Source organism: Streptomyces sp. NPDC005151, assembly GCF_053599875.1.
Genome location: NZ_JBSFYR010000018.1, coordinates 87,596 through 106,836 on the forward strand (window position 1 = coordinate 87,596; position 19,241 = coordinate 106,836).

At 70.3% G+C, this 19,241-nt stretch carries 19 protein-coding genes and 2 pseudogenes; 15 read left to right on the forward strand and 6 right to left on the reverse strand.

Annotation, left to right across the window (positions count from 1 at the left end; genetic code table 11):
* Positions 1 to 144: 144 nt before the first annotated feature.
* Complete coding sequence (locus ACWD6R_RS13220) at positions 145 to 330, reverse strand: DUF397 domain-containing protein (RefSeq protein ID WP_451818765.1); 186 nt, start codon at positions 328 to 330, stop codon at positions 145 to 147.
* Positions 327 to 1,181, reverse strand: coding sequence for a helix-turn-helix domain-containing protein (locus ACWD6R_RS13225; protein WP_451818766.1), 855 nt, complete (start codon positions 1,179 to 1,181; stop codon positions 327 to 329). Before ACWD6R_RS13225 ends, ACWD6R_RS13220 begins: the two co-directional genes overlap by 4 nt.
* Before the next feature lie 155 nt (positions 1,182 to 1,336).
* Between ACWD6R_RS13225 and ACWD6R_RS13230 the strand changes: the two genes are divergently transcribed.
* The 8 genes from ACWD6R_RS13230 (at position 1,337) to ACWD6R_RS13265 (ending at position 9,342) form a co-directional block, all read left to right on the forward strand.
* A complete protein-coding gene (locus tag ACWD6R_RS13230) occupies positions 1,337 to 1,801 on the forward strand; it encodes an ATP-binding protein (protein ID WP_451818767.1) in 465 nt (154 codons plus the stop codon).
* Between the two features lie 288 nt (positions 1,802 to 2,089).
* A complete protein-coding gene (locus tag ACWD6R_RS13235; RefSeq protein ID WP_451818768.1) occupies positions 2,090 to 2,659 on the forward strand; it encodes a YrhB domain-containing protein in 570 nt (189 codons plus the stop codon).
* Positions 2,660 to 3,061: 402 nt separating this feature from the next.
* Positions 3,062 to 3,892 (forward strand): alpha/beta fold hydrolase, encoded by an 831-nt coding sequence (locus ACWD6R_RS13240; protein WP_451818769.1) that lies wholly within the window; start codon positions 3,062 to 3,064, stop codon positions 3,890 to 3,892.
* 100 nt (positions 3,893 to 3,992) lie between these two features.
* Entirely contained in the window at positions 3,993 to 4,790 is a 798-nt protein-coding gene (locus ACWD6R_RS13245) for a helix-turn-helix domain-containing protein (RefSeq protein WP_451818770.1), read from the forward strand.
* A 111-nt stretch (positions 4,791 to 4,901) separates the two neighbouring features.
* Complete coding sequence (locus tag ACWD6R_RS13250; protein ID WP_451818771.1) at positions 4,902 to 5,774, forward strand: alpha/beta fold hydrolase; 873 nt, start codon at positions 4,902 to 4,904, stop codon at positions 5,772 to 5,774.
* Between the two features lie 334 nt (positions 5,775 to 6,108).
* Positions 6,109 to 7,137 carry an L-threonine 3-dehydrogenase gene (tdh, locus tag ACWD6R_RS13255; protein ID WP_451818772.1) on the forward strand — a complete coding sequence of 343 codons (1,029 nt, stop codon included), beginning with the start codon at positions 6,109 to 6,111 and terminating at the stop codon, positions 7,135 to 7,137.
* Between the two features lie 41 nt (positions 7,138 to 7,178).
* Positions 7,179 to 8,372, forward strand: coding sequence for a glycine C-acetyltransferase (locus tag ACWD6R_RS13260; protein ID WP_451818773.1), 1,194 nt, complete (start codon positions 7,179 to 7,181; stop codon positions 8,370 to 8,372).
* Between the two features lie 61 nt (positions 8,373 to 8,433).
* Positions 8,434 to 9,342 (forward strand): LysR family transcriptional regulator, encoded by a 909-nt coding sequence (locus tag ACWD6R_RS13265; protein WP_451818774.1) that lies wholly within the window; start codon positions 8,434 to 8,436, stop codon positions 9,340 to 9,342.
* Between the two features lie 60 nt (positions 9,343 to 9,402).
* On the opposite strand, the gene ACWD6R_RS13270 is transcribed toward ACWD6R_RS13265, so the two are convergent.
* Together ACWD6R_RS13270 and ACWD6R_RS13275 are read right to left on the reverse strand one after the other, a co-directional pair.
* Positions 9,403 to 11,991: an FtsX-like permease family protein gene (locus ACWD6R_RS13270; RefSeq protein WP_451818775.1), complete on the reverse strand. Its 2,589-nt coding sequence runs from the start codon at positions 11,989 to 11,991 to the stop codon at positions 9,403 to 9,405.
* The gene (locus ACWD6R_RS13275) at positions 11,988 to 12,698 is read right to left on the reverse strand and encodes an ABC transporter ATP-binding protein (protein WP_451818776.1); all 711 of its coding nucleotides are present in this window, start codon (positions 12,696 to 12,698) and stop codon (positions 11,988 to 11,990) included. The genes ACWD6R_RS13270 and ACWD6R_RS13275 overlap by 4 nt, the downstream gene beginning before the upstream one ends.
* Positions 12,699 to 12,872: 174 nt before the next feature.
* Here ACWD6R_RS13275 and ACWD6R_RS13280 point away from each other — a divergent pair, with 174 nt between their 5' ends.
* From ACWD6R_RS13280 to ACWD6R_RS13290, 3 genes and pseudogenes are all read left to right on the forward strand, one after another.
* Entirely contained in the window at positions 12,873 to 14,102 is a 1,230-nt protein-coding gene (locus ACWD6R_RS13280) for a sensor histidine kinase (protein WP_451818777.1), read from the forward strand.
* Complete coding sequence (locus ACWD6R_RS13285; protein WP_366690440.1) at positions 14,090 to 14,749, forward strand: response regulator transcription factor; 660 nt, start codon at positions 14,090 to 14,092, stop codon at positions 14,747 to 14,749. The genes ACWD6R_RS13280 and ACWD6R_RS13285 overlap by 13 nt, the downstream gene beginning before the upstream one ends.
* A 131-nt stretch (positions 14,750 to 14,880) precedes the next feature.
* Positions 14,881 to 15,048 (forward strand): annotated as a pseudogene (locus ACWD6R_RS13290) (GNAT family N-acetyltransferase); the annotation flags it as partial.
* 52 nt (positions 15,049 to 15,100) lie between these two features.
* On the opposite strand, the gene ACWD6R_RS13295 reads toward ACWD6R_RS13290, so the two are convergent.
* Positions 15,101 to 15,373 (reverse strand): hypothetical protein, encoded by a 273-nt coding sequence (locus ACWD6R_RS13295; protein ID WP_451818778.1) that lies wholly within the window; start codon positions 15,371 to 15,373, stop codon positions 15,101 to 15,103.
* 126 nt (positions 15,374 to 15,499) lie between these two features.
* On the opposite strand from ACWD6R_RS13295, the gene ACWD6R_RS13300 reads away from it, so the two are divergent.
* Positions 15,500 to 16,597: a MerR family transcriptional regulator gene (locus ACWD6R_RS13300; protein ID WP_451818786.1), complete on the forward strand. Its 1,098-nt coding sequence runs from the start codon at positions 15,500 to 15,502 to the stop codon at positions 16,595 to 16,597.
* A 48-nt stretch (positions 16,598 to 16,645) separates the two neighbouring features.
* Here the strand turns inward: ACWD6R_RS13300 and ACWD6R_RS13305 are convergent, their stop codons facing one another.
* Positions 16,646 to 17,524, reverse strand: coding sequence for a tyrosine-type recombinase/integrase (locus tag ACWD6R_RS13305; protein WP_451818779.1), 879 nt, complete (start codon positions 17,522 to 17,524; stop codon positions 16,646 to 16,648).
* Here ACWD6R_RS13305 and ACWD6R_RS13310 point away from each other — a divergent pair.
* The 3 genes and pseudogenes from ACWD6R_RS13310 to ACWD6R_RS13320 form a co-directional block, all read left to right on the forward strand.
* Positions 17,496 to 17,969, forward strand: a complete 474-nt coding sequence (locus tag ACWD6R_RS13310) for a hypothetical protein (RefSeq protein ID WP_451818780.1) — start codon at positions 17,496 to 17,498, stop codon at positions 17,967 to 17,969. The two genes, ACWD6R_RS13305 and ACWD6R_RS13310, sit on opposite strands and share 29 nt — an antisense overlap.
* Before the next feature lie 137 nt (positions 17,970 to 18,106).
* Positions 18,107 to 18,685 (forward strand): GNAT family N-acetyltransferase, encoded by a 579-nt coding sequence (locus ACWD6R_RS13315; protein ID WP_451818781.1) that lies wholly within the window; start codon positions 18,107 to 18,109, stop codon positions 18,683 to 18,685.
* 172 nt (positions 18,686 to 18,857) lie between these two features.
* Positions 18,858 to 19,241, forward strand: a pseudogene (locus ACWD6R_RS13320) (ISAzo13 family transposase); the annotation flags it as partial.

Sequence of the window (19,241 nt, forward strand, 5' to 3'; positions counted from 1 at the left end):
GCAATCGCGGGAGCGACGCTATCAAGGTGCGCCGCTCCCGCAGGCACGCTGCCGAAACGTGATCTCTGTAACTTCCGCGGAGGCGTTCAGTTCGGCGGCGTCTCTCGCATCGGCCCGAGGGGTGCGCTCAACTCCGTTACGTGGTCAGCGCTGGGCGGCGTACGCGACGAAGCCGGTCCAGGCGGCGGGGGAGAGGGCGAGCTGGGGGCCCTCTTCGACCTTGGAGTCCCGGACGCGGATGGTGTCGGGGCAGGTGGCGACTTCTACGCAGGAGTCGCCGTCTCCACCGCTGTAGGTGCTCTTGAACCAGGCCGGTTCGGACGTGCTCATAGGGCTCCTCGCATTCGCTTCAGCAGACTCCCTGTGTCCTCATGGGTGAGAGCCTGCGAGCGCATCTTGGCATACCGCCTCTGCAGCACACTTACGTCATCCGGATCGGAGATCAGATGGCCGGTGCGCTGCCCTTCGGAGTAAGCGAGAAGCCTGTGGTCCGGCGTCTCAAGGAGCTGAATGGGACCCTCCAGTCCGGCGTGGTTCTCTCGTTGCAGAGGCATCACCTGAACCTCGACATTACGCAATTCTGCACACCGCAGTACGTGGTCGATGAGGTCCTTCGTGGTCTCCTTGCCACCTGTACCGCGCAGGAACAGGGTCTCTTCGATGATGAAGCTGTACTCCGTGTAAGGCTCCTCCCGCAGGAGTCGCCGACGCTCCGCGCGAGCTACGAGCTGAACCTCGATCTGGTCATCGCTCAATGCCGGCACGCGGCTTTCGAAGACCGCCCTGGCGTAGGCATCGGATTGCAACAGCCCCGGGACAACGCGGCATTCGTACGTGCTGAGACTGATCGCATCCGCCTCAAGCTGCGCCCAGTGGTGGAACCACTTCGCCAGCCCCCGCCGCCGCGACAAGTGCTTCGCCGCAGCCCTGATCACTCCGAACGCATCCAGCACCTCCTCCGCCCGGTCCACGAACGCCGGCGGTGGGAACCGGCGCCCCTGTTCGATCGAGGCGACCGTCGGCACCGAGTACCGCACCCTCGGGGCGAACTCCTCCTGCGTGAGCCGCGCCCGTTTGCGGAAGACCTTGACCACCTCGCCGAACGCCCTCAGGGTGTCGGAGGGCTCCGGCTCCCCGTCCGCGCCCGTCGTGCCGCCTGTGCCACCCGCGCCGTCCGTCATGTCCGGCCACCTCCCGTGCCCGCCCGTACTGGTCCGCAACGCGCCCATGGTCACGGACTGTTACGCGTATTGGCCACACTCCGTACCCGTACGCTGACTCAGCGTACGGGTTTCTGACCTGGTGGGATCGTCCTCAGGGCCGTCACGGTGGGCGCATGGAAGCACTCGCGTCCCCGCAAGCGCCGTTCACCGTGCGTGTGTTCGTGCAGCGATTCAGTTCCACGCCCCGAGGAGCCCGGCTGGCCCGGCAGCTTGCTCTGCACCAGCTGAACGAGTGGGGCATCCCGTACGGCGGTGACGCGTCCGAGACGGCTGCGCTGATCGTCGCCGAGTTGGCGGCGAACGCGGTGACGCACGGCCGGGTGCCGGGGCGGGACTTCGAGTTGAGGCTCGTCCATGCTCCGGGCGACCGGCGCACGCTCGGCGTCCTGCGGATCGAGGTCACGGACACCCGGTGCGAGCTGCGCCCGCCGGGGCCGGGGGAGCTGGTGACGCCGCCGCCCGGCTCCGACAGCGGGCACGGGCTGATCCTGGTGGAGGCGCTGGCCGACCGGTGGGCGGTGGTGGATCGCGTACCGCCGGGGAAGACCGTCCGTGCCGAGCTGGACCTGCTTTACTGACCAGCGTGCCTGCTGTCACCCCCTGCAGGGCCGCGCGAGCATGCCGAGCGTACGCGGGCTTTCCTGGCGGCGAAGTTCGGTCACGCTCACTCCGGTCAGGAGGCCGGGTCTCTGCGCGCCAGGATGCTCACCGCCCATGCCGTGGCGGACCTGAACAGTACTGGCGCAGAGCACTTGTTCCGCAGCTGTCGTATTCCTGAGCAAGAAGGTCTGTCAGCCCCTTCTACGTGGCTCTGGGCCGTGAGAATTCGCTGGTCGAGACCAGGGACCGTACGGGATGCTGCACGCGTGATCGAGCGAGAAACCGCAGTTCAGACTGTCGAAGAACAGCTGGAGCGCGACTACCAGAAGTGGCGGGCTGCGGGTGCGGATGCGATGCGCATGGCTGTGGCCCATGTTGAGGAGCACGAGCTGGTGTGGATCGTCTCCTGGCAGTCCGAGGAGTTCGTACGCACTCGGAACTCGGAGTTCATGTTGGCCGGCAATGGGCCGTACCTGGTCGACCGTGTCGACGGAGGACTGCACCAGATCGGCGTCGTCTCCGCGCTAACCGGGGAGTGGGAGGCCGACTACCGAGCCCGTATACGTGGGCTGCCGGGACGCACTGCAGTAGACGATCTACACGATGCGATACGCGGAGTCGCCGTTACGCGCGGACGCATGCATGCTGTGCGGGCGCTGCGCCAGAGGCTGCCGGTACTGTCGCCTGCGGAGGCCATTGAGTACGTGAGCGCTTTGCTTCACAGTGATGCTCCCGCGCGCCTCGTGGCCGTCGCCAACAAGGAACTCGTGGAGCCTCTCAACCCGGTATTTGCTGTGGAGACCATTCGACGTGGTGCGCCCCGCCAGGCCCCCTGACTGTGGGTCGCGAGCCCGAGTCGGGCGTCTTAGCTTGACGTTTAACCCCGACAAGATCGTGTCTTGTCGGGGTTAAACGTCAAGCTTAGACCGACCGGCAAATGGGAGGCGGCGTCGCGGGGCTGGGCACGCACATCTGCCGCGTCGTCGTCAATCACCATGGCTCCGCCATGTCGCAATCCTCCGCCTTGCAGCTGCACGCACCGAGCCCCGCTCCTTAGTCATTGATTCCGGCCTCGGGCGGTGTCGACGACCACCCCAATGTCGGAACTCGATCGTCGGGCAGGACCGTGGAGAGAGGCCTGGCTTTCGAGGGCTCGCTGGAGCGGAGTCCGGCGGTCGTCAACTCCGCGACGACATATGTACAAGACCGACCGTCGGCAGCCCATGCATCATCCCCGCATGGGTGAATACGACATTGAGCACTCGCATGGGATGCACGTGGTCCACGACGGCCCGCGGCAGGCGCCCCCGCTGTTGCTCATCCACGGATCAGCGGCCTCGGGCGCCACCTGGAGCCCGCTGGTCCCGACACTCGCCAGCCACCATCACGTCATCCGGGTCGACCTCCCGGGCTGCGGCCAGTCCCCGCCCGCGCCGTCGTACGGCGTGCCCGTGCAGGCGGGCCGGGTGGCGGCAGTGCTCGACGACCTCGGCCTCCACCCCGCCGCCGTGGTCGGGCACTCCAGCGGCGGCTACGTCGCCACCGCGCTTGCCGAACAGCGCCCCGACCTGGTGAGGTCGCTCGCGCTGATCAGCTCCGGCCCGAGTCCCGATGCACTCCTTCCGCAGCCATTCATCCTTCGGGTCCTGTTGGCCCCGCCTCTCGGCCCGCTCCTCTGGGCGAGGCGTTCGGACGCGATGATCCGCAGGGGGATCAGCGTGACGGCCGCTCGCCCGGTGGATGTCCCGGACGACTTGGTCGCCGACTTGCGGCGCATCACGTACCGCACGACCAGGACGGTGCTGCGCTGCAACGGCGCCTACATCGCCGAGCGGAGCGTGCCCGAGCGCCTCACCGCCCTCGAAGTGCCACTGCTGGTGATCTTCGGCGCTGCCGACCCCCGCTGGGAGCCGTCGTCGGCGCACCAGTACGACGCGGTGCCGAACGCGCGGGTCGAGCTGCTGCCCGACGTCGGGCACCTGGCCATGTTCGAAGAGCCTGAGAGGACCAGCGAACTGCTGCTGGACTTCACGGCGACGGGCGCTGACACCCCGCCCGTGCATCCCTGAGACCTAGACTGGTCAGGTGCTGTCGACGGGGGTACCACCCGACTGGACGAGCGTGGACGTAGCAATCCCGCGCCCGTCAGTTCGCCTGCCGGGGATCAGCATGGCCGGGTTCCGCCAATGTGCCCCCGCACCCGTGGACATCGCCATGGTCGCGCACCCCTTTGTTACCCTGCTCGTCGACCTGAGCGAGGGAGAAGGCCTCGTCTACGACACGCATGACCGGCACGGGCGCGGCAGTGTCGTCGTCGGACTTCTCCCCGGCGATCTTCGGGCAGGTGGCCGGGTGGGTGAGTGCCTCCAGATCCGACTGGAGCCGGTTGTGGCGGCTGCGGTGTTCGGTACATCGACCGAGCTCAGCGGGACGGTGGTATCCCTTGAGGATGTCTGGGGCTGCGCTGCCGAGCGAGCCGAGGGCAGGCTGCGCGCCGCCGACTCGTGGGACGAACGGTTCACGATCGCGGTGGACATCCTCGGCCGAAGGCTGGATGCCCGCCCCCGGGTCGATCCGGAGGTCGCCTACACCTGGCGCCGGACTCTCAGCCGCCGGGGGCGGGTGCGGGTCGACAGCCTGGCGGACGAGGTCGGCTGGAGCCGCAAGCGCCTGTCGGCCCGCTTCCGATCCCAGCTCGGCATCACACCCAAACGGGCCGCCCGATTGGTGCGGTTCGACCACGCCGCCCACCTTCTCGCGGCGGGTCACAGCGCCGCCGGCGTTGCCGCCGAGAGCGGCTACGTCGACCAGCCCCACCTCCACCGCGAGGTCAAATCGTTCACCGGGCTTACGCCCACGGCCGTGGCCATCGCGCCGTGGCTCGCGATTGACGACGTTGCATGGCCTGCGTCATCGCCAACCCGGAGCGCTGTGGCAGGTGACGAACGCATCCCCGACCCTCGTTGAACAGCCTGCCCGGACCGTTCGACCTGGACACGGGCGAGCTGTGAGCGCGTTGGCATAGGGTCGGGACTGCGCCGTCCCTGCCCGCAGGCAACCGAGGAGAGTGCACGCCCCGTGACCGAACACGCCCACGCAGCCCCGCCGCCACCCGTCTCCGAAGTCCAGCTCTCCGCAGGGCCGGTGGCGTACCAGGACACCGGCGGGGACGGCCCCGTCGTCGTTCTGCTGCATGGCGTCGCCATGGATGGTTCGCTGTGGCGGCACGTCGTCGCCGATCTGCGCCCCGACTACCGGTGTGTGGTTCCGACCTTGCCGCTCGGCGGTCACCGCAGCCCCATGAAGCCGGACGCCGACCTGTCGATCCTCGGGGTTGCCCGGCTGGTCGCGGAGTTCCTCGATGCGCTCGACCTCACCGATGTCACCCTCGTCATGAACGACTGGGGCGGGGCTCAGGCTCTCGTCGCCGACGGTCGTGATCGGCGGATCGAGAAGCTTGTCATCACCTCCTGCGAGGCGTTCGACAACTTCCCGCCCGGACTGCCCGGCTCCAATCTCTACGCCTCTGCCAAGATGCCCGGCGGGCTGAACATAGCCTTCAACCTGCTGAAGCTGAAGCCGATGCGGCGGCTGCCGATGACCTGGGGCCGGATGAGCAAGCGGCCGGTGCCGCATGAGGTGATGGACGCGTGGTTCCGGCCGCTGTGGACCAACCCGGAGATCCGTCGCGACCTGCGGAAGTACGTTCTCGGGGTGCCACCGAAGGCCGAACTCGTCCGATGGAGCGAGAAGTTGCGTGACTTCGACCGACCCGCGCTCGTCGTCTGGGCGGCCGAGGACAAGGTCATGCCGCCGGCGCACGGTCGCCGACTCGCCGAACTGCTGCCCAAGGGGGAGCTGGTGGAGATCGCCGACAGTTACACGCTGATCCCTGAGGATCAGCCGCAGCAGCTGGCGTCGGCCATCAGGGCGTTTCTGCGGACGCTCTGAACGGGCGGGCGTCGTTCGCCTGGGCGTCTCCTCGCCGTTGCCGATCGCACGTTCGGTTCCAGGGGGCCGGTCGCCCGTACTGAAGGGCGGCCGGCCCCCTCCGCAGGGGCGGGCATGAAGCGGAGCTGCGGCTGCGCTTAAGAAAACCTCGATGGACCTGGGGCGCGGGGTACGGCAGATTTCTCTATGACGGCGGAGGATGGTGCGCGGCAGCCGATCACCGTGCGTGCTGCCCCCATGCCGTCCCTCTCATCTTCCCCGGGCCGCAGGCTCCCTTCGAGGCTGCCCCCGGCCCGGGGCGTTCACCTCGCACCACGTACAGGGAGCCGCAGCCGTGAAGGCACTCGTGAAGCAGAAGGCCGAGCCCGGACTCTGGCTGATGGACGTTCCCGAGCCGGAGATCGGCCCCTCGGACGTGCTGATCAAGGTCCTCCGCACCGGCATCTGCGGAACCGACCTGCACATCCGCAACTACGACGGCTGGGCGCAGCAGGCCGTGAAGACGCCGCTCGTCCTCGGCCACGAGTTCGTCGGCGAGGTCGCCGCGATCGGCGCCGACGTCGTCGACATCACCGTCGGTGACCTGGTCAGCGGCGAAGGTCACCTGGTCTGCGGGAAGTGCCGCAACTGTTTGGCCGGACGTCGCCACCTCTGCCGCGCCACCCTCGGGCTCGGCGTCGGCCGGGACGGGGCGTTCGCGGAGTACGTCGCGCTGCCCGCCTCCAACGTGTGGGTGCACCGGGTCCCCGTCGACCTCGACATTGCCGCGATCTTCGACCCGTTCGGCAACGCCGTGCACACCGCGCTGTCGTTCCCGCTGATCGGCGAGGACGTCCTGATCACCGGCGCCGGGCCGATCGGCATCATGGCCGCGGCCGTCGCCAAGCACGCGGGCGCCCGCAACGTCGTCATCACCGACGTCAGCGAGGCCCGGCTCGAACTCGCCCGGAAGGTCGGCGTCAGCCTCGCCCTCAACGTCGCCGAGGAGACCGTCGCCGACGGCCAGCGCCACCTCGGCCTGCGCGAGGGCTTCGACATCGGCCTGGAGATGTCCGGCCGCCCCGAGGCCATGCGCGACATGATCGCGAACATGACGCACGGCGGACGGATCGCCATGCTCGGACTGCCGTCCGAGGAGTTCGCCGTCGACTGGTCCCGCGTCGTCACCTCGATGATCACGATCAAGGGCATCTACGGCCGCGAGATGTACGAGACCTGGTACGCCATGTCCGTCCTGCTGGAGGGCGGCCTCGACCTCGCCCCCGTGATCACCGGACGGTACGGCTACCGCGACTTCGAGGCGGCCTTCGACGATGCGGCGAGCGGACGCGGCGGCAAGGTCATCCTCGACTGGACCGTCTGACCGACCTCGTACCGGCCCGTACACACCAGGAGACACCCCTCATGTTCGACTCCGTACGCGACGACATGCGCACGACCCTCGACGAGATCAAGGCCGCCGGACTCCACAAGCCCGAGCGCGTGATCGGCACCCCGCAGTCCGCGACCGTCGCCGTCACCGCCGGTGGCCGCCCCGGTGAGGTGCTCAACTTCTGCGCCAACAACTACCTGGGCCTCGCCGACCACCCCCAGGTGATCACCGCCGCACACGAGGCGCTGGACCGCTGGGGCTACGGGATGGCCTCGGTCCGCTTCATCTGCGGAACGCAGGAGGTCCACAAGGAGCTGGAGCAGCGGCTCTCGTCGTTCCTCGGCCAGGAGGACACGATCCTCTACTCCTCCTGCTTCGACGCCAACGGCGGCGTCTTCGAGACCGTCCTCGGCCCGGAGGACGCGGTCATCTCCGACGCCCTCAACCACGCCTCCATCATCGACGGCATCCGCCTCTCCAAGGCCAAGCGGTTCCGCTACGCCAACCGCGACATGGACGACCTGGAGCAGCAGCTCAAGGAGGCGTCCGGGGCGCGGCGCCGGCTCATCGTCACCGACGGCGTGTTCTCCATGGACGGGTACGTCGCCCCGCTCCGCGAGATCTGCGACCTGGCCGACCGGTACGACGCCATGGTCATGGTCGACGACTCGCACGCCGTCGGCTTCGTGGGCCCCGGCGGCCGCGGCACGCCCGAACTGCACGACGTCATGGACCGCGTCGACATCATCACCGGCACGCTCGGCAAGGCGCTCGGCGGTGCCTCCGGCGGCTACGTCGCGGCCCGCGCCGAGATCGTCGCACTGCTGCGCCAGCGGTCCCGTCCGTACCTCTTCTCCAACTCCCTCGCCCCGGTCATCGCGGCGGCCTCGCTCAAGGTCATCGACCTGCTGGAGTCCGCCGGTGACCTGCGCGAGCGGCTGAACGCCAACACCGCGCTCTTCCGTAACCGGATGACCGAGGAAGGCTTCGACATCCTGCCCGGCGACCACGCCATCGCCCCCGTGATGATCGGGGACGCGGCGAAGGCAGGCCGGATGGCGGAGCTGCTCCTGGAGCGTGGTGTGTATGTGATCGGGTTCTCGTACCCGGTCGTCCCGCAGGGCGCGGCGCGCATCCGCGTCCAGCTGTCGGCCGCGCACTCCACGGACGACGTGAACCGTGCGGTGGACGCGTTCGTCGACGCGCGGGCCGCGCTCGGCGAGTAGCTCCACGAGCGGGGCGGTCCCAGGTCCCGTACACCCCTCGGGGCCTGGGACAATGGATCACATGATCGATGCACGGCGGCTGCGTATTCTCCGTGCGGTGGCCGACCACCGCACCGTGACTGCGGCAGCCGCCGCGCTCTATCTGACGCCGTCCGCCGTCTCCCAGCAGCTCGCCGCCCTGGAACAGGAGACCGGCCACCGGCTGGTCGACCGCGGCGCCCGCGGCGTACGGCTCACATCGGCCGGCGAGATCCTGCTGACCCACACCAATGCGGTGCTGGCCCAGCTGGAACGGGCCGAGGCGGAGCTTGCCGCGTACGGGGCGGGAGACGCCGGTACGGTCACGGTCGCCGCGTTCGCCACCGGCATCGGGCTCGTGCTCGCCCCCGCCATCGCCGAACTGACGCTGACCGCGCCCGGCATACGGGTCCGGGTACAGGACGCGGAGGGCGACGCGAGCGTGCCGATGGTGCTCGACCGGCAGGTCGATGTGGCGGTCGCCGTCGAATACCGGGGCGCGCCCGGCGAGGACGACCGGCGGCTGACCCGGGTGCCGCTGTACTCGGAGCCGTTCGACGCCGTGCTGCCGGTGGGGCACCGGCTGGCCGGCCAGGACCAGGTGGCGATCGCGGACCTGGAGAAGGACCCGTGGATCGGCCCGTACCCCGGCAATCCGTGCCACGACGTGGTCGTGCTCTCCTGCGAATTCGCCGGCTTCCAGCCGAGACTGGAACACTCCTCGGACGACTTCCGCGCGGTGGTGGCACTCGCCGGAGCGGGGACCGGGGTGGCACTGGTGCCGAGGTCGGCGCTGCGGGGGATGGAACTCGCGGGGGTGGTGGTACGCCCGGTGGAGGGCAGCGCGCCGACCCGGCGGGTGTTCGCCGCGGTACGGCAGGGGGCCGAGGGGCACCCCCTGATCCGTCCGGTGCTCGACGCGTTGCGGGGGGCGGCGGGGCGGGTGCTGTAGACACCCTTCAGCCCGTCCGGCGCTTGAGGAACCAGCGGCCCCGGGCCGCCCACCGCACTTTCACCGCCTCCTGACGCGGCCACCGGACGCCCCCGGGATCACCACGCCCGCCACCGCAGCCACCAGCACCGCCCCCGCCAGCACCCCGTACCGCACCGGCTCCAGGTACGGCACCGTCCCCGCCGCCGACACCGCGAACGCCGTCAGAGGGATCGCCGCCACCGCCGTGCCGATCGTCAGGCCCGCCACGGCCACCAGCCCCGTCTCCAGGAAGAGCATCCGCGTCACCTGCCTGCGCCCCGCACCCACCAGCCGCAGCAGGCGGAACTCCCGCCGGCGGCCCACCGTGATCAGGGTCAGCGTGCTCACCACCGCCAGCAGCGCGAACCCGCCGATCACCCCGACCCCGATGACGATCAGCGCGTCGTCCTCCTCCGACGACGGCGGCGCGATCCGTACGTCGTCCGCCGTCGCGGCCCGGACCTGCGCACCGGCGTACGGGGCGACCGCGCGGCGTACCGACGCCGCAGCCGACCCGGCCTCCGAGCGGACCAGGATCCGGGCATCGCGCGCCGCCGACACATGGCCGGTCAGCGCCTCGCGCGGCAGCATGAACTCGCCGAGCCCCAGGGCCCGTTCGTACACCGCCACCACCCGCAGCCGCGTCTGCGTACCGTCACCGAGCCGCAGCCGCACCCGATCGCCGATGCCGACGCCGAGCTCGTCCGCCCGATCCCTGCCGACGGCGACCGTGGAGCGCCCCGTCAGGGCGGCCAGGTCACCCGACGCGACGCCCGGATCGACCGTGCCGGACAGCTCGTCCGCCGTCACACCCAGCACCGGGTAGCGGTCCAGCTTCGGATCACCCATCTCGTGGTGCGCGAGCATGACCGACGACCGCAGCACACCTGTCGCAGCCGCCACACCCGGCGCCTTGCGCACCGCGGCCGCCGCGTCCCCGGGCAGCCCCGCCGGAGCCGTCACCACCAGGTCAGCCTGCAGCGCTGCCGCCGACTGCCGGTCGGCGGCCCGTTCCATCGTCGCCCCCGCCGTCAGCTGGACGCAGACGAACGCGACCACCAGCACGATCGGCGTGATCGCCGCGCCCAGCCGCCGGTTGTGCGCGGCGGCCGACTTCGCCGCCAGGAACCCGGAGACACCGCCCGCACGCCGCAGCGGCGCACCCAGCACCCGCGTCGCCGCCTGTGCGATCCACGGCCCGAGCAGCGCCACCGCGATGACCAGCGACGTCGCCGCACCCGACGCGGCCACCGCGGCCGCCTGACCGCCCTGCCCCATTGCCGCACCCGCCGAGCCGACCCCGGCCACGGCCAGCAGCATGCCCGCACCGGTCCGCAGCCGGCCCGGCTCACCCGGCTCGGGGGCGCGCGCCGCACTCAGCGCGGCGGCGGGCCGCATCTCGGTGATCGACCGGGCGGCGAGCAGCGAGACCGGACGTGCGGCCCCGGCGACGAACACCGCGGCGGCCACGGCTGCCGCGAGCGGCAGCCACAGCGGCGCGGGCAGCGGCAGCGGATCCGTCGTCAGCAGCGACCGCATCAGCAGCCCCAGCGGTACGGCTCCGGCCCCGCCGAGCAGCACCGCCGCACCGGCCACCCGGCTCACCTCCCGGCCGACCGCCGACCTGAGCTGCCGCGGCGTCGCGCCGACCGCCCGCAGCAGCGCCAGCTCACCGGAGCGCTGGTGGACCGCCTGGGAGACGGTCGTGGACAGAACGAGAAGCGCCACCATGAGGACCGTGCCCGCGATCGAGCCGAGCAGCGCCAGCAGATCACCGCGGCCGCCCAGCGCGTCCAGGTGCTCGGCCTCTCCGCGTGCGGGGCCGGCGAGGACCCGGATGCCGCGCCCGGTGTCCGTACGGTCGGGCAACGCGTCGCCCAACGAGTCCCGCAGCGCGTCCGAGGAGACGCCGTCCCGCGCGACGATCCCGACCGCGTCGACCGTGCCCGGGTGCCCGGCCAGCGCGGTCAGCCGCGCTTCGGTGAAGAAGACGGCGGGGGTGCCCTCGCCCCGGTTGCCCGCCTCCGCGACACCGCTGACGGTGTACGGGCGCGTGGTGCCTTCCACCTGGAGTTTCACGGTCGAGCCGACCTCGGCCCCGGCGGGTGCCAGCGCCCGGTCGACGACCACCTCGTCCGCACTCCGAGGCGCCCGGCCGGAGGTCAGCTCGTACGGAGTGAGCACCGCCGACGGCCAGGAACGGCCGACCGCACCGGCGCCACCACCCAGCGTCAGCGGCACCGAGTCGTCCGCGATCGCCTTCGCCACCCCGTCGGCCGCCGCGGCCTTCGCCACCACGGCCCGGTCCAGCCGGGCCCGTTCCGACAGATATGCCGTCGTCGTCCTCGGTTTACTGCCCCACGGCTTCGCCGTGTACGACACCTTCTGGTCGGCCGCCACCACCGCGTCCGCGCCCGTGTACCGCTCCACCGGCGGCTGCGCCAGCAGCAGCGAGCCGAGCACCAGCGCGAACGCGCCGATCAGCGCCGCCGTGGCCGCTGTCGTCGCGAACACCGCGGCCCAGGCCCGCCGGTGCGCCGTCAGCGAGCGCCTGGCCAGGAACGCCGACGCGCGCCGCCCCCCGGACCGCGCCCGCACGGTCTCCGCCTTCCGGATCCTCGTGCTCATCGCAGCCGCCCGCCGTCCATCGTCAGTACGGTGTCCGCCCAGCTCGCCGCCACCGGATCATGGGTGACCATGACGACCGTACGGCCGTCGATCCGGACCGCGTCCCGCAGCAGACCGAGGACCAGCGTCGCCGACTCCGGATCCAGGGACGCCGTCGGCTCGTCCGCGAAGATCACCGCGGGTTCGGTCACCAGCGCCCGGGCCACCGCGACCCGCTGCTGCTGACCGCCCGAGAGCGTGGTCGGACTCTCCGCCCCGCGCCCCGCAAGACCCACGCGGGCCAGCAGATCCTGCCCCCGCGCCAGCACCCCGGCATCGCCCGGATCCGCTCCGGCGAGCACCAGCGGCAGAACGACGTTCTCCTCGATGGACAGCGACGGCACCAGGTTCAGCGCGTGCGACTGGAAGACGAAGCCCACCCGGTCCCGGCGGAGCCGGGTCAGTGCCGCCTCGCTCAGCGACCCCACGTCGGTGCCACCGATCCGTACGGTTCCCGAGGTGGGACGGTCCAGCCCCGCCGCGCACTGCAGGAACGTGCTCTTGCCGGACCCGGAAGGGCCGACCACCGCGGTGAAGCTACCGGCCGGGATCGCGCAGCTGACCGCGTCGAGCGCCACCGCCTCCCGAGCGCTGCCGCGCCGCCCGTAGCGCCGGCTCACCGACTCCAGGCTCAGCGCGGTCGCCCGTACTGCCGTGACCGTGTCCACCGTTGGTTACCTCCGCTGCTGCTTATGTACCGCCTGACCTGCACAAACGTTAGGAGCGAATGGGGCTGCGGGGGAGAGTGGGCGCTCCCGGAACGGGGGTGCAGCCAGCTCCACCATGAGCCGGGGGCGGGCCCCACTCCGCAGTCGGGCGGACCCCCCGTAACGTGACCTGACATGAGCACCGATCCCGCCCCGCTGACGGTCGCCATCCGGCGTTCGTGGGATGCCTCGCGCTATCTGTTCATCGGCGTTCCGGTGGCACTGCTCGCCTATCTGTGCGCGTTCCTGGTGGTCGCCGTCCTGATGTTCGCCGTCTTGATCATCGGGCTGCCCGCTCTGCCGGAGGCCGCCACACTGCTGCGGCGCTTCGCGGACTTCGAGCGCCGCCGGTCCGCCGCGCGGCTCGGGGTGCCGTTCCGCCCGGCGCAGTATCTTCCGCTGGACGGCGGGGAACTGTCCGAGCGGGTCCGCCGAGTACTCACCGACCCCGCGACCTGGCGCGACGCGCTCTGGCTGCCGGTCCAGGCGCTCATCGGCAACGGACTCGCCTATCTCACCCTGATCCTGTGGCCGATCGGTCTCCTCGTGGACGGGGCCGCACTGAGCGTCGTCCACGCCCTGGACCGGCGCACCGCCGACGAGTACGGCATACCGCTTCCCGAGCGGCAGGGCTGGGTACTGCGCTGGCACCCCGTGCTCGCGGACCTGGCGGCGAGCTGGTCCCGTTCGCTGCTGACCTCGTCGCACTCCGCCGAGCTCGCCGACCGGATCGCGCAGCTGACGGAGAGCCGGGCCGGTGCCGTCGAGGCGCACGGCGCCGAACTGCGCCGCATCGAAAGGGATCTGCACGACGGGGCCCAGGCCAGGATCGTCGCCCTGTCGATGCGCATCGGGCTCGCCAAGCAGCTCCTCGACCGAGACCCCGCCGCCGCCCGGCTCCGCCTCGACGAGGCCCAGGACGGCGCGGAGGCAGCCCTCGCCGAGCTGCGACACGTGGTCCGCGGCATCCATCCGCCCGTGCTGACGGACCGTGGACTGGCGGGTGCGGTACGGGCGCTGGCCGCCGATGTCGCCGTACCCGTCACGGCGGACCTCGACGGTGTCGAGGACGGGCGGCGGCTCCCGGCCGCCATCGAGGCGGCCGCGTACTTCGTGGTCGCCGAGGCGCTCACCAACATCAGCAAGCACAGTGGCGCGACGGCCGCCACGGTCCGGATCGGCCGGGGCCCCGACACCTTGCGTGTGGTCATCGGGGACGATGGACACGGCGGCGCGGACGAGCGCGCCGGCAGCGGCCTGGTGGGGATCAGGCGGCGGGTCGCCGCACTGGACGGCACCACCCGCATCAGCAGCCCCACCGGAGGGCCGACGGACATCGAAGTGGAGCTGCCGTGCGGATCGTGATCGCCGAGGACAATGCCTTGCTGCGGGAGGGCCTGATCCTGCTGCTCACCAGTTCGGGCCACGAGGTGGTGGCCGACGCGGCCACCGGGCCCGAGATCCTTCCCGCCCTGCTGAAGCACCGGCCGGACGCCGCTGTCCTCGACGTACGGCTGCCGCCGACGTTCCGGGACGAGGGACTGCGCGCCGCCGTCGCAGCCCGCGCGGAGCTGCCCGAGCTGCCGATCCTCGTCCTGTCCCAGTACGTCGAGGAGACCTACGCCGCCGAGCTGCTTGCCCAGGGCGCCCAGGGCATCGGCTACCTCCTCAAGGACCGGGTAGGCCGGGTCGACCAGTTCCTGGAGGCCCTCGACCGGGTGGCGGCAGGCGGTACGGCCCTCGACCCGGAGGTCGTGACCCAGTTGCTGACCCGCAGGTCGTCCGCCGAACCGCTGCAGAGCCTCACCCCGCGCGAACGCGAGGTACTGGAACTGATGGCCCAGGGCAAGGCGAACGGCACCATCGCCGCCGAACTCGTCGTCACGGAGAGGGCGGTGAGCAAGCACATCGGCTCGATCTTCGCCAAGCTCGGTCTGGAACCGGACGACGGCACGGTGCACCGGCGGGTGCTCGCCGTACTCGCGTACCTGGAGGGCCGGGCGAACCGCTGAACACCCCGCCCGCCCGGCCCGACGCGCCCGGCCGCTCGGTCCCTCCCCGTTCAGCAGCAGAAAGTCTGCTCGGTCCGCAGCAGACAGCTGTGCAGCCGCTGGCTCAGCTCGACGGCGGAGCACTCCGGCAGCTGGGCGAGGCTGGGTTCCATCGCATAGAGCTCGGGCATTCGGCGGGTAATGAGGCGTCTTGCCGAGTGGCAGTGAAGGCGGGGTTTGCTTTGGAGGGTGTCCGCCGTAAGGCACTGTTGCACGCAGATGGCTTGCATGACATGCATCTCCACGCTCGCCTCCGATAGCGGTAACGCCTTCTCGCCGGGGTGGAGGGTCGACGGGTGCCTCCCGCTCGCTTCATGTCCTTCGTGCGGCGATCTGTCCGAAGGCTGGCATGCCGAGGACCACGGCGTTTGACCGTCGGGCTGCTTCGGCATCGAGTTGGGTGAGCTTCTCCTCGGCCCCAGCGAGGCTGACGCGTAGTCCTTCGATTTCGCCGAGCCAGCCTTCGCGTTCGGCCTCGGCGATGCGGGCGATCAGGTTGTCGCGAATGTCGGCAAGTCGTGCCCGTTGGGCCGGGTCCGGTCGGAGAAGTGAGCATCTGACACAAGCTTCTCTGGACCAGACCATCGCTCTGGCTTGCAGGAGTCGCCTCGGACCGCTGCTTCGCGTTCGGCTCTTGCTTCCGTGAGTGAGGCTCTTGACCCTCACGTGGCGTCAGGCTGCATAGTCGGTGCCGTGGAGAATCACTGGACCGTGGGACGCGTGGCCGAGCTGGCCGGCGTGAGCGTCCGCACGCTGCATCACTATGACGAGATCAGGCTCGTTCGGCCGTCGGCGCGGACCGTGGCCGGGTACCGGGCCTATTCGGCGGGCGACGTGGAGCGGCTGCGGGAGGTGCTGGCCTATCGGCGGTTGGGCTTCGGGCTGCGGGAGGTTGCGGAACTGGTCGGCGACCCGTCCACCGACGCGGTCGCGCACCTGCGCCGACTGCGCGGCCTGCTGCTGGAGCGGCGTGATCGCGCTGACGCCATGGTGGCGGCCATCGACAGGGAACTTGAGGCACGGGCGAAGGGACTGAAGGTGACACCGGAGGAGCAACTGGAGATGCTCGGTGCACGGCTGTACGACGCGATCGGCGGCGCCTACACCGCGACACGGCGTACTGAGCCGCGGATCGCCGCGCAGATCTGGGACGCGCTCGGGGACGCGCAGACGGTGCTGAACGTCGGGGCCGGCACCGGCTCCTACGAGCCTGCTGATCGCGACGTGACCGCGGTGGAGCCATCGGCGGTCATGCGGGGGCAGCGGCCTCCCGGCTCGGCGCCGTGCGTGGCCGCCGCCGCGGAGAGCCTGCCGTTCGAGGACCACTCCTTCGACGTCGCGATGGCCATCTCCACCGTTCACCACTGGGGGGACCCGATAGCGGGGCTGCGCGAGATGCGGCGCGTGGCCCGCCGCGTGGTGGTGCTCACGTTCGACACCGACGAGCCCGGATGGCAGGACCGGTTCTGGCTTACCCGCGACTACCTGCCCGAGTTCGCCGCCGTCCTCGCAGAATTTCCCTCGCTTGCTGGGATGGCCGACGCGATCGGCGCCCGCGCTGAGCCGGTGCCCATCCCGTGGGACTGCGCTGACGGCCTGTTCGAGGCGTACTGGCGCCGACCGGGGGCGTATCTGGAGGATCACGTGCGCCGTGCGATGTCGGTGTGGACGAGGGTCGGGCCGGAGGCCGAGCAGCGGGCGGTACGAAGCCTCAGCGACGACCTCGACTCCGGCCGGTGGGCCGAGCGCAACAGCGACCTCGCCGACCTCGACGCGGCAGATCTCGGCCTCCGCCTGCTCATAGCTTGAACCGCGTCGCAGCGTCTGTGTCTTGGCGGCTCCTGGACGGCCCGCCGGTCATGTGCGGCGCTGACCGGGTATGGCGCTGTGGACAGGACCGGCGGCGCGACCCGGCATGCCCAGGTCGATCGCCCGCGAGCTCCGCTGGTCGATCCGCGCAAGCTTGTCCTCCGCTCCGGCGAGGCTGATTCGCAGACCTTCGATCTCGCCGAGCCAGCCTTCGCGTTCGGCTTCGGCGATACGGGCGAGCAGGTTGTCCCGGATCTCCTCCAACCGGGCACGTTGGGCCGGGTCGGGTCGGAGGAGCGAGCAACGAACACAAGCGTGTTCATGAACACAAGGGCTTGAAAAGGCACGAGCGCAGATGCCGATGGATACCTTGCGCTTCTCGAAGTGCGCGAGGAAAGCGTCCCACTCCTCCTCGGTGGGGGTCCGGTACTCTTCACCGGGTCGGGTGGCCCGGCGGCGGGCGATGAAGGCGCGGTGAGCCTCGATGGCTTCGGCCGGATAGATCGCCTTGTAGCCCATCGTCGTATCAAGGCTCTTATGGCCGCAGATCACTTGGGCGATGTGGGGTGGCAGGCCGTTCATGATGGCGTCGGTCACGAAGATCCTGCGGAAGTCGTGCGGCGAGAAGATGAGCGGATCACCGCTGGCATCCGTCAGTCCGGTGGCGGCCAGCGCGTTGATCAGGAGCTTGCGGAGCGCGGTTGGGGTGAAGGCGCGGTGCTCGGTGCCGATGTTGCGCTGGAACAGCAGCGGCATCGGCGGGTTCCAGACCCGCTCGTGGACGTCGTAGGAGGTCACCAGCGGGATCGCGCCGCCAGGTTCGCGCAGGCGGCGGATGATCGTGGACAAGAGGTTCGCCAGTTCCGGGCTGACCAGCAGGAGCCGTTCGCTGTCAGTCTTGGACGGGGCGACCTGCAGCAGCGGCACGACTTCGCCGGTGGTGGGGAGTCGGTATTCGGTAACCGAAGGGGCCCGGGAGAGGATCGCGGAGCTGACCGCACTGCTGGACGGGTTCGACACCGCCGCCGAGGAGATCCGGATCACTCGCAAGACGCTGCTGGAGCTGCCCGATCCGCCACTGCCCGTGCCGCCGGCCGCGAAGCTGCCGGACCATCCGGCCTACCAGCAGATCATGGCGGTGTTCGCTGCGGCCGATGCCCCGCTGCGGGCGCGGGCGGTGTGTGAGGCGATGGACCTGGAGATCGCTCCCAGCAACATCAACAATGTCCGTCTGAAGCTCAAGCGGCTCGCCGAGCGGGGGATTCTGGCCGAGACCGAGCAGGGGCTGTTCACCCTGCCACGGCCGCAGCCCCTCCGGCGGGCCGCAACAACCAGCCTGCTCAGCCCAACCGAAAGGCCAAACCGGGCATGACCTCAGGTGCCGTCCTCTGGGGGCGCTCGGTCGCGCCGATGAGCGGACACGTCGTTCTGCCAGCCCGCCGAGAAAACCCGTTGCGAGTGACCCGCATCGGATGTCTGATTGATCGGCCACCGATCAGGAGAAGGAACATGACGACGTCACTGCCCACCCCCTCGTTGCACACCGCTCGCCTTCGACTGCGTGCCTTCGAAGACGCGGATGCGAACGACCTCTTCGCACTGCACAGCAGCGCCTACGTGCTGAGCTACTGGGACGCGCCACCGTGGAGCGAACGCGTGCGCGCCGAGAAGTTCATCACGGCTTGCCGGCAGATGGCACAGGAGGGCACCGGGGCGCGGCTGGCCGTAGATCGTGTCTCCGACGGGGCGTTCATCGGCTGGTGCAGCCTGAACAGGTGGAATCCTGACTACCGCAGCGCGTCGCTTGGCTACTGCTTCGACGATGCGGCGTGGGGCCACGGCTACGCGACCGAGGCCGCGCGCGCTCTGCTGCGGTGGGCATTCGACACGCTGGACCTAAATCGCGTCCAAGCTGAGACCGATACGCGCAACGTGGCTTCTGCCCACGTGCTGGAGAAGCTCGGCTTCGTGCGTGAAGGGACGTTGCGGGAAGACTGCGTTGTCAACGGCGAGGTCTCTGACTCGTGGGTCTACGGGCTGATCAGGCGGGAGTGGCAGCCGTCGTCCGAGCCGGTTCCCGCCCACTGAGTTCCGTCGCTCGGCACCCGGTATCGGCCAACCCCAAGCAACTGATCACTGCGCCTCATCCACACACAACGGCGAACCGGGCAAAGAGTTACATACCGTCCTCTGAGACCACCGCAGTGGGGGCGTCGCTAATTTACGGGTTGCTTCCGGGACTTGAGTTCGTTGATGTGGTATGGGGCGTTTCGATGAGTTGATCAGTCCGCTGCGGGAGAAGTTCGAGGCGGTGACTCCGCATCTCAACGAGCGGCAGTGCCGTCTGCTGTACGCAGCGGAAGCGCGGCAGCTCGGGCACGGCGGGATCGCGGCGGTGGCCAAGGCGGCAGGGGTCTCTACGGGGTGCGTCAGCCGGGGGCTTGCCGAGCTGGAGGACGATGCCGAGCCCGATGGTCGGGTACGGCGGCGAGGCGCGGGGCGTCCCGCGCTGACGGCGAAGGACCCGGGGCTCCGGGCCGCGGTGCTGACGCTGGTCGAGGACAGTACGCAAGGCGACCCGATAGGGCCATTGACCTGGACCACGAAGTCGCTACGGCATCTGGCCACCGATCTCGCCGCCCAG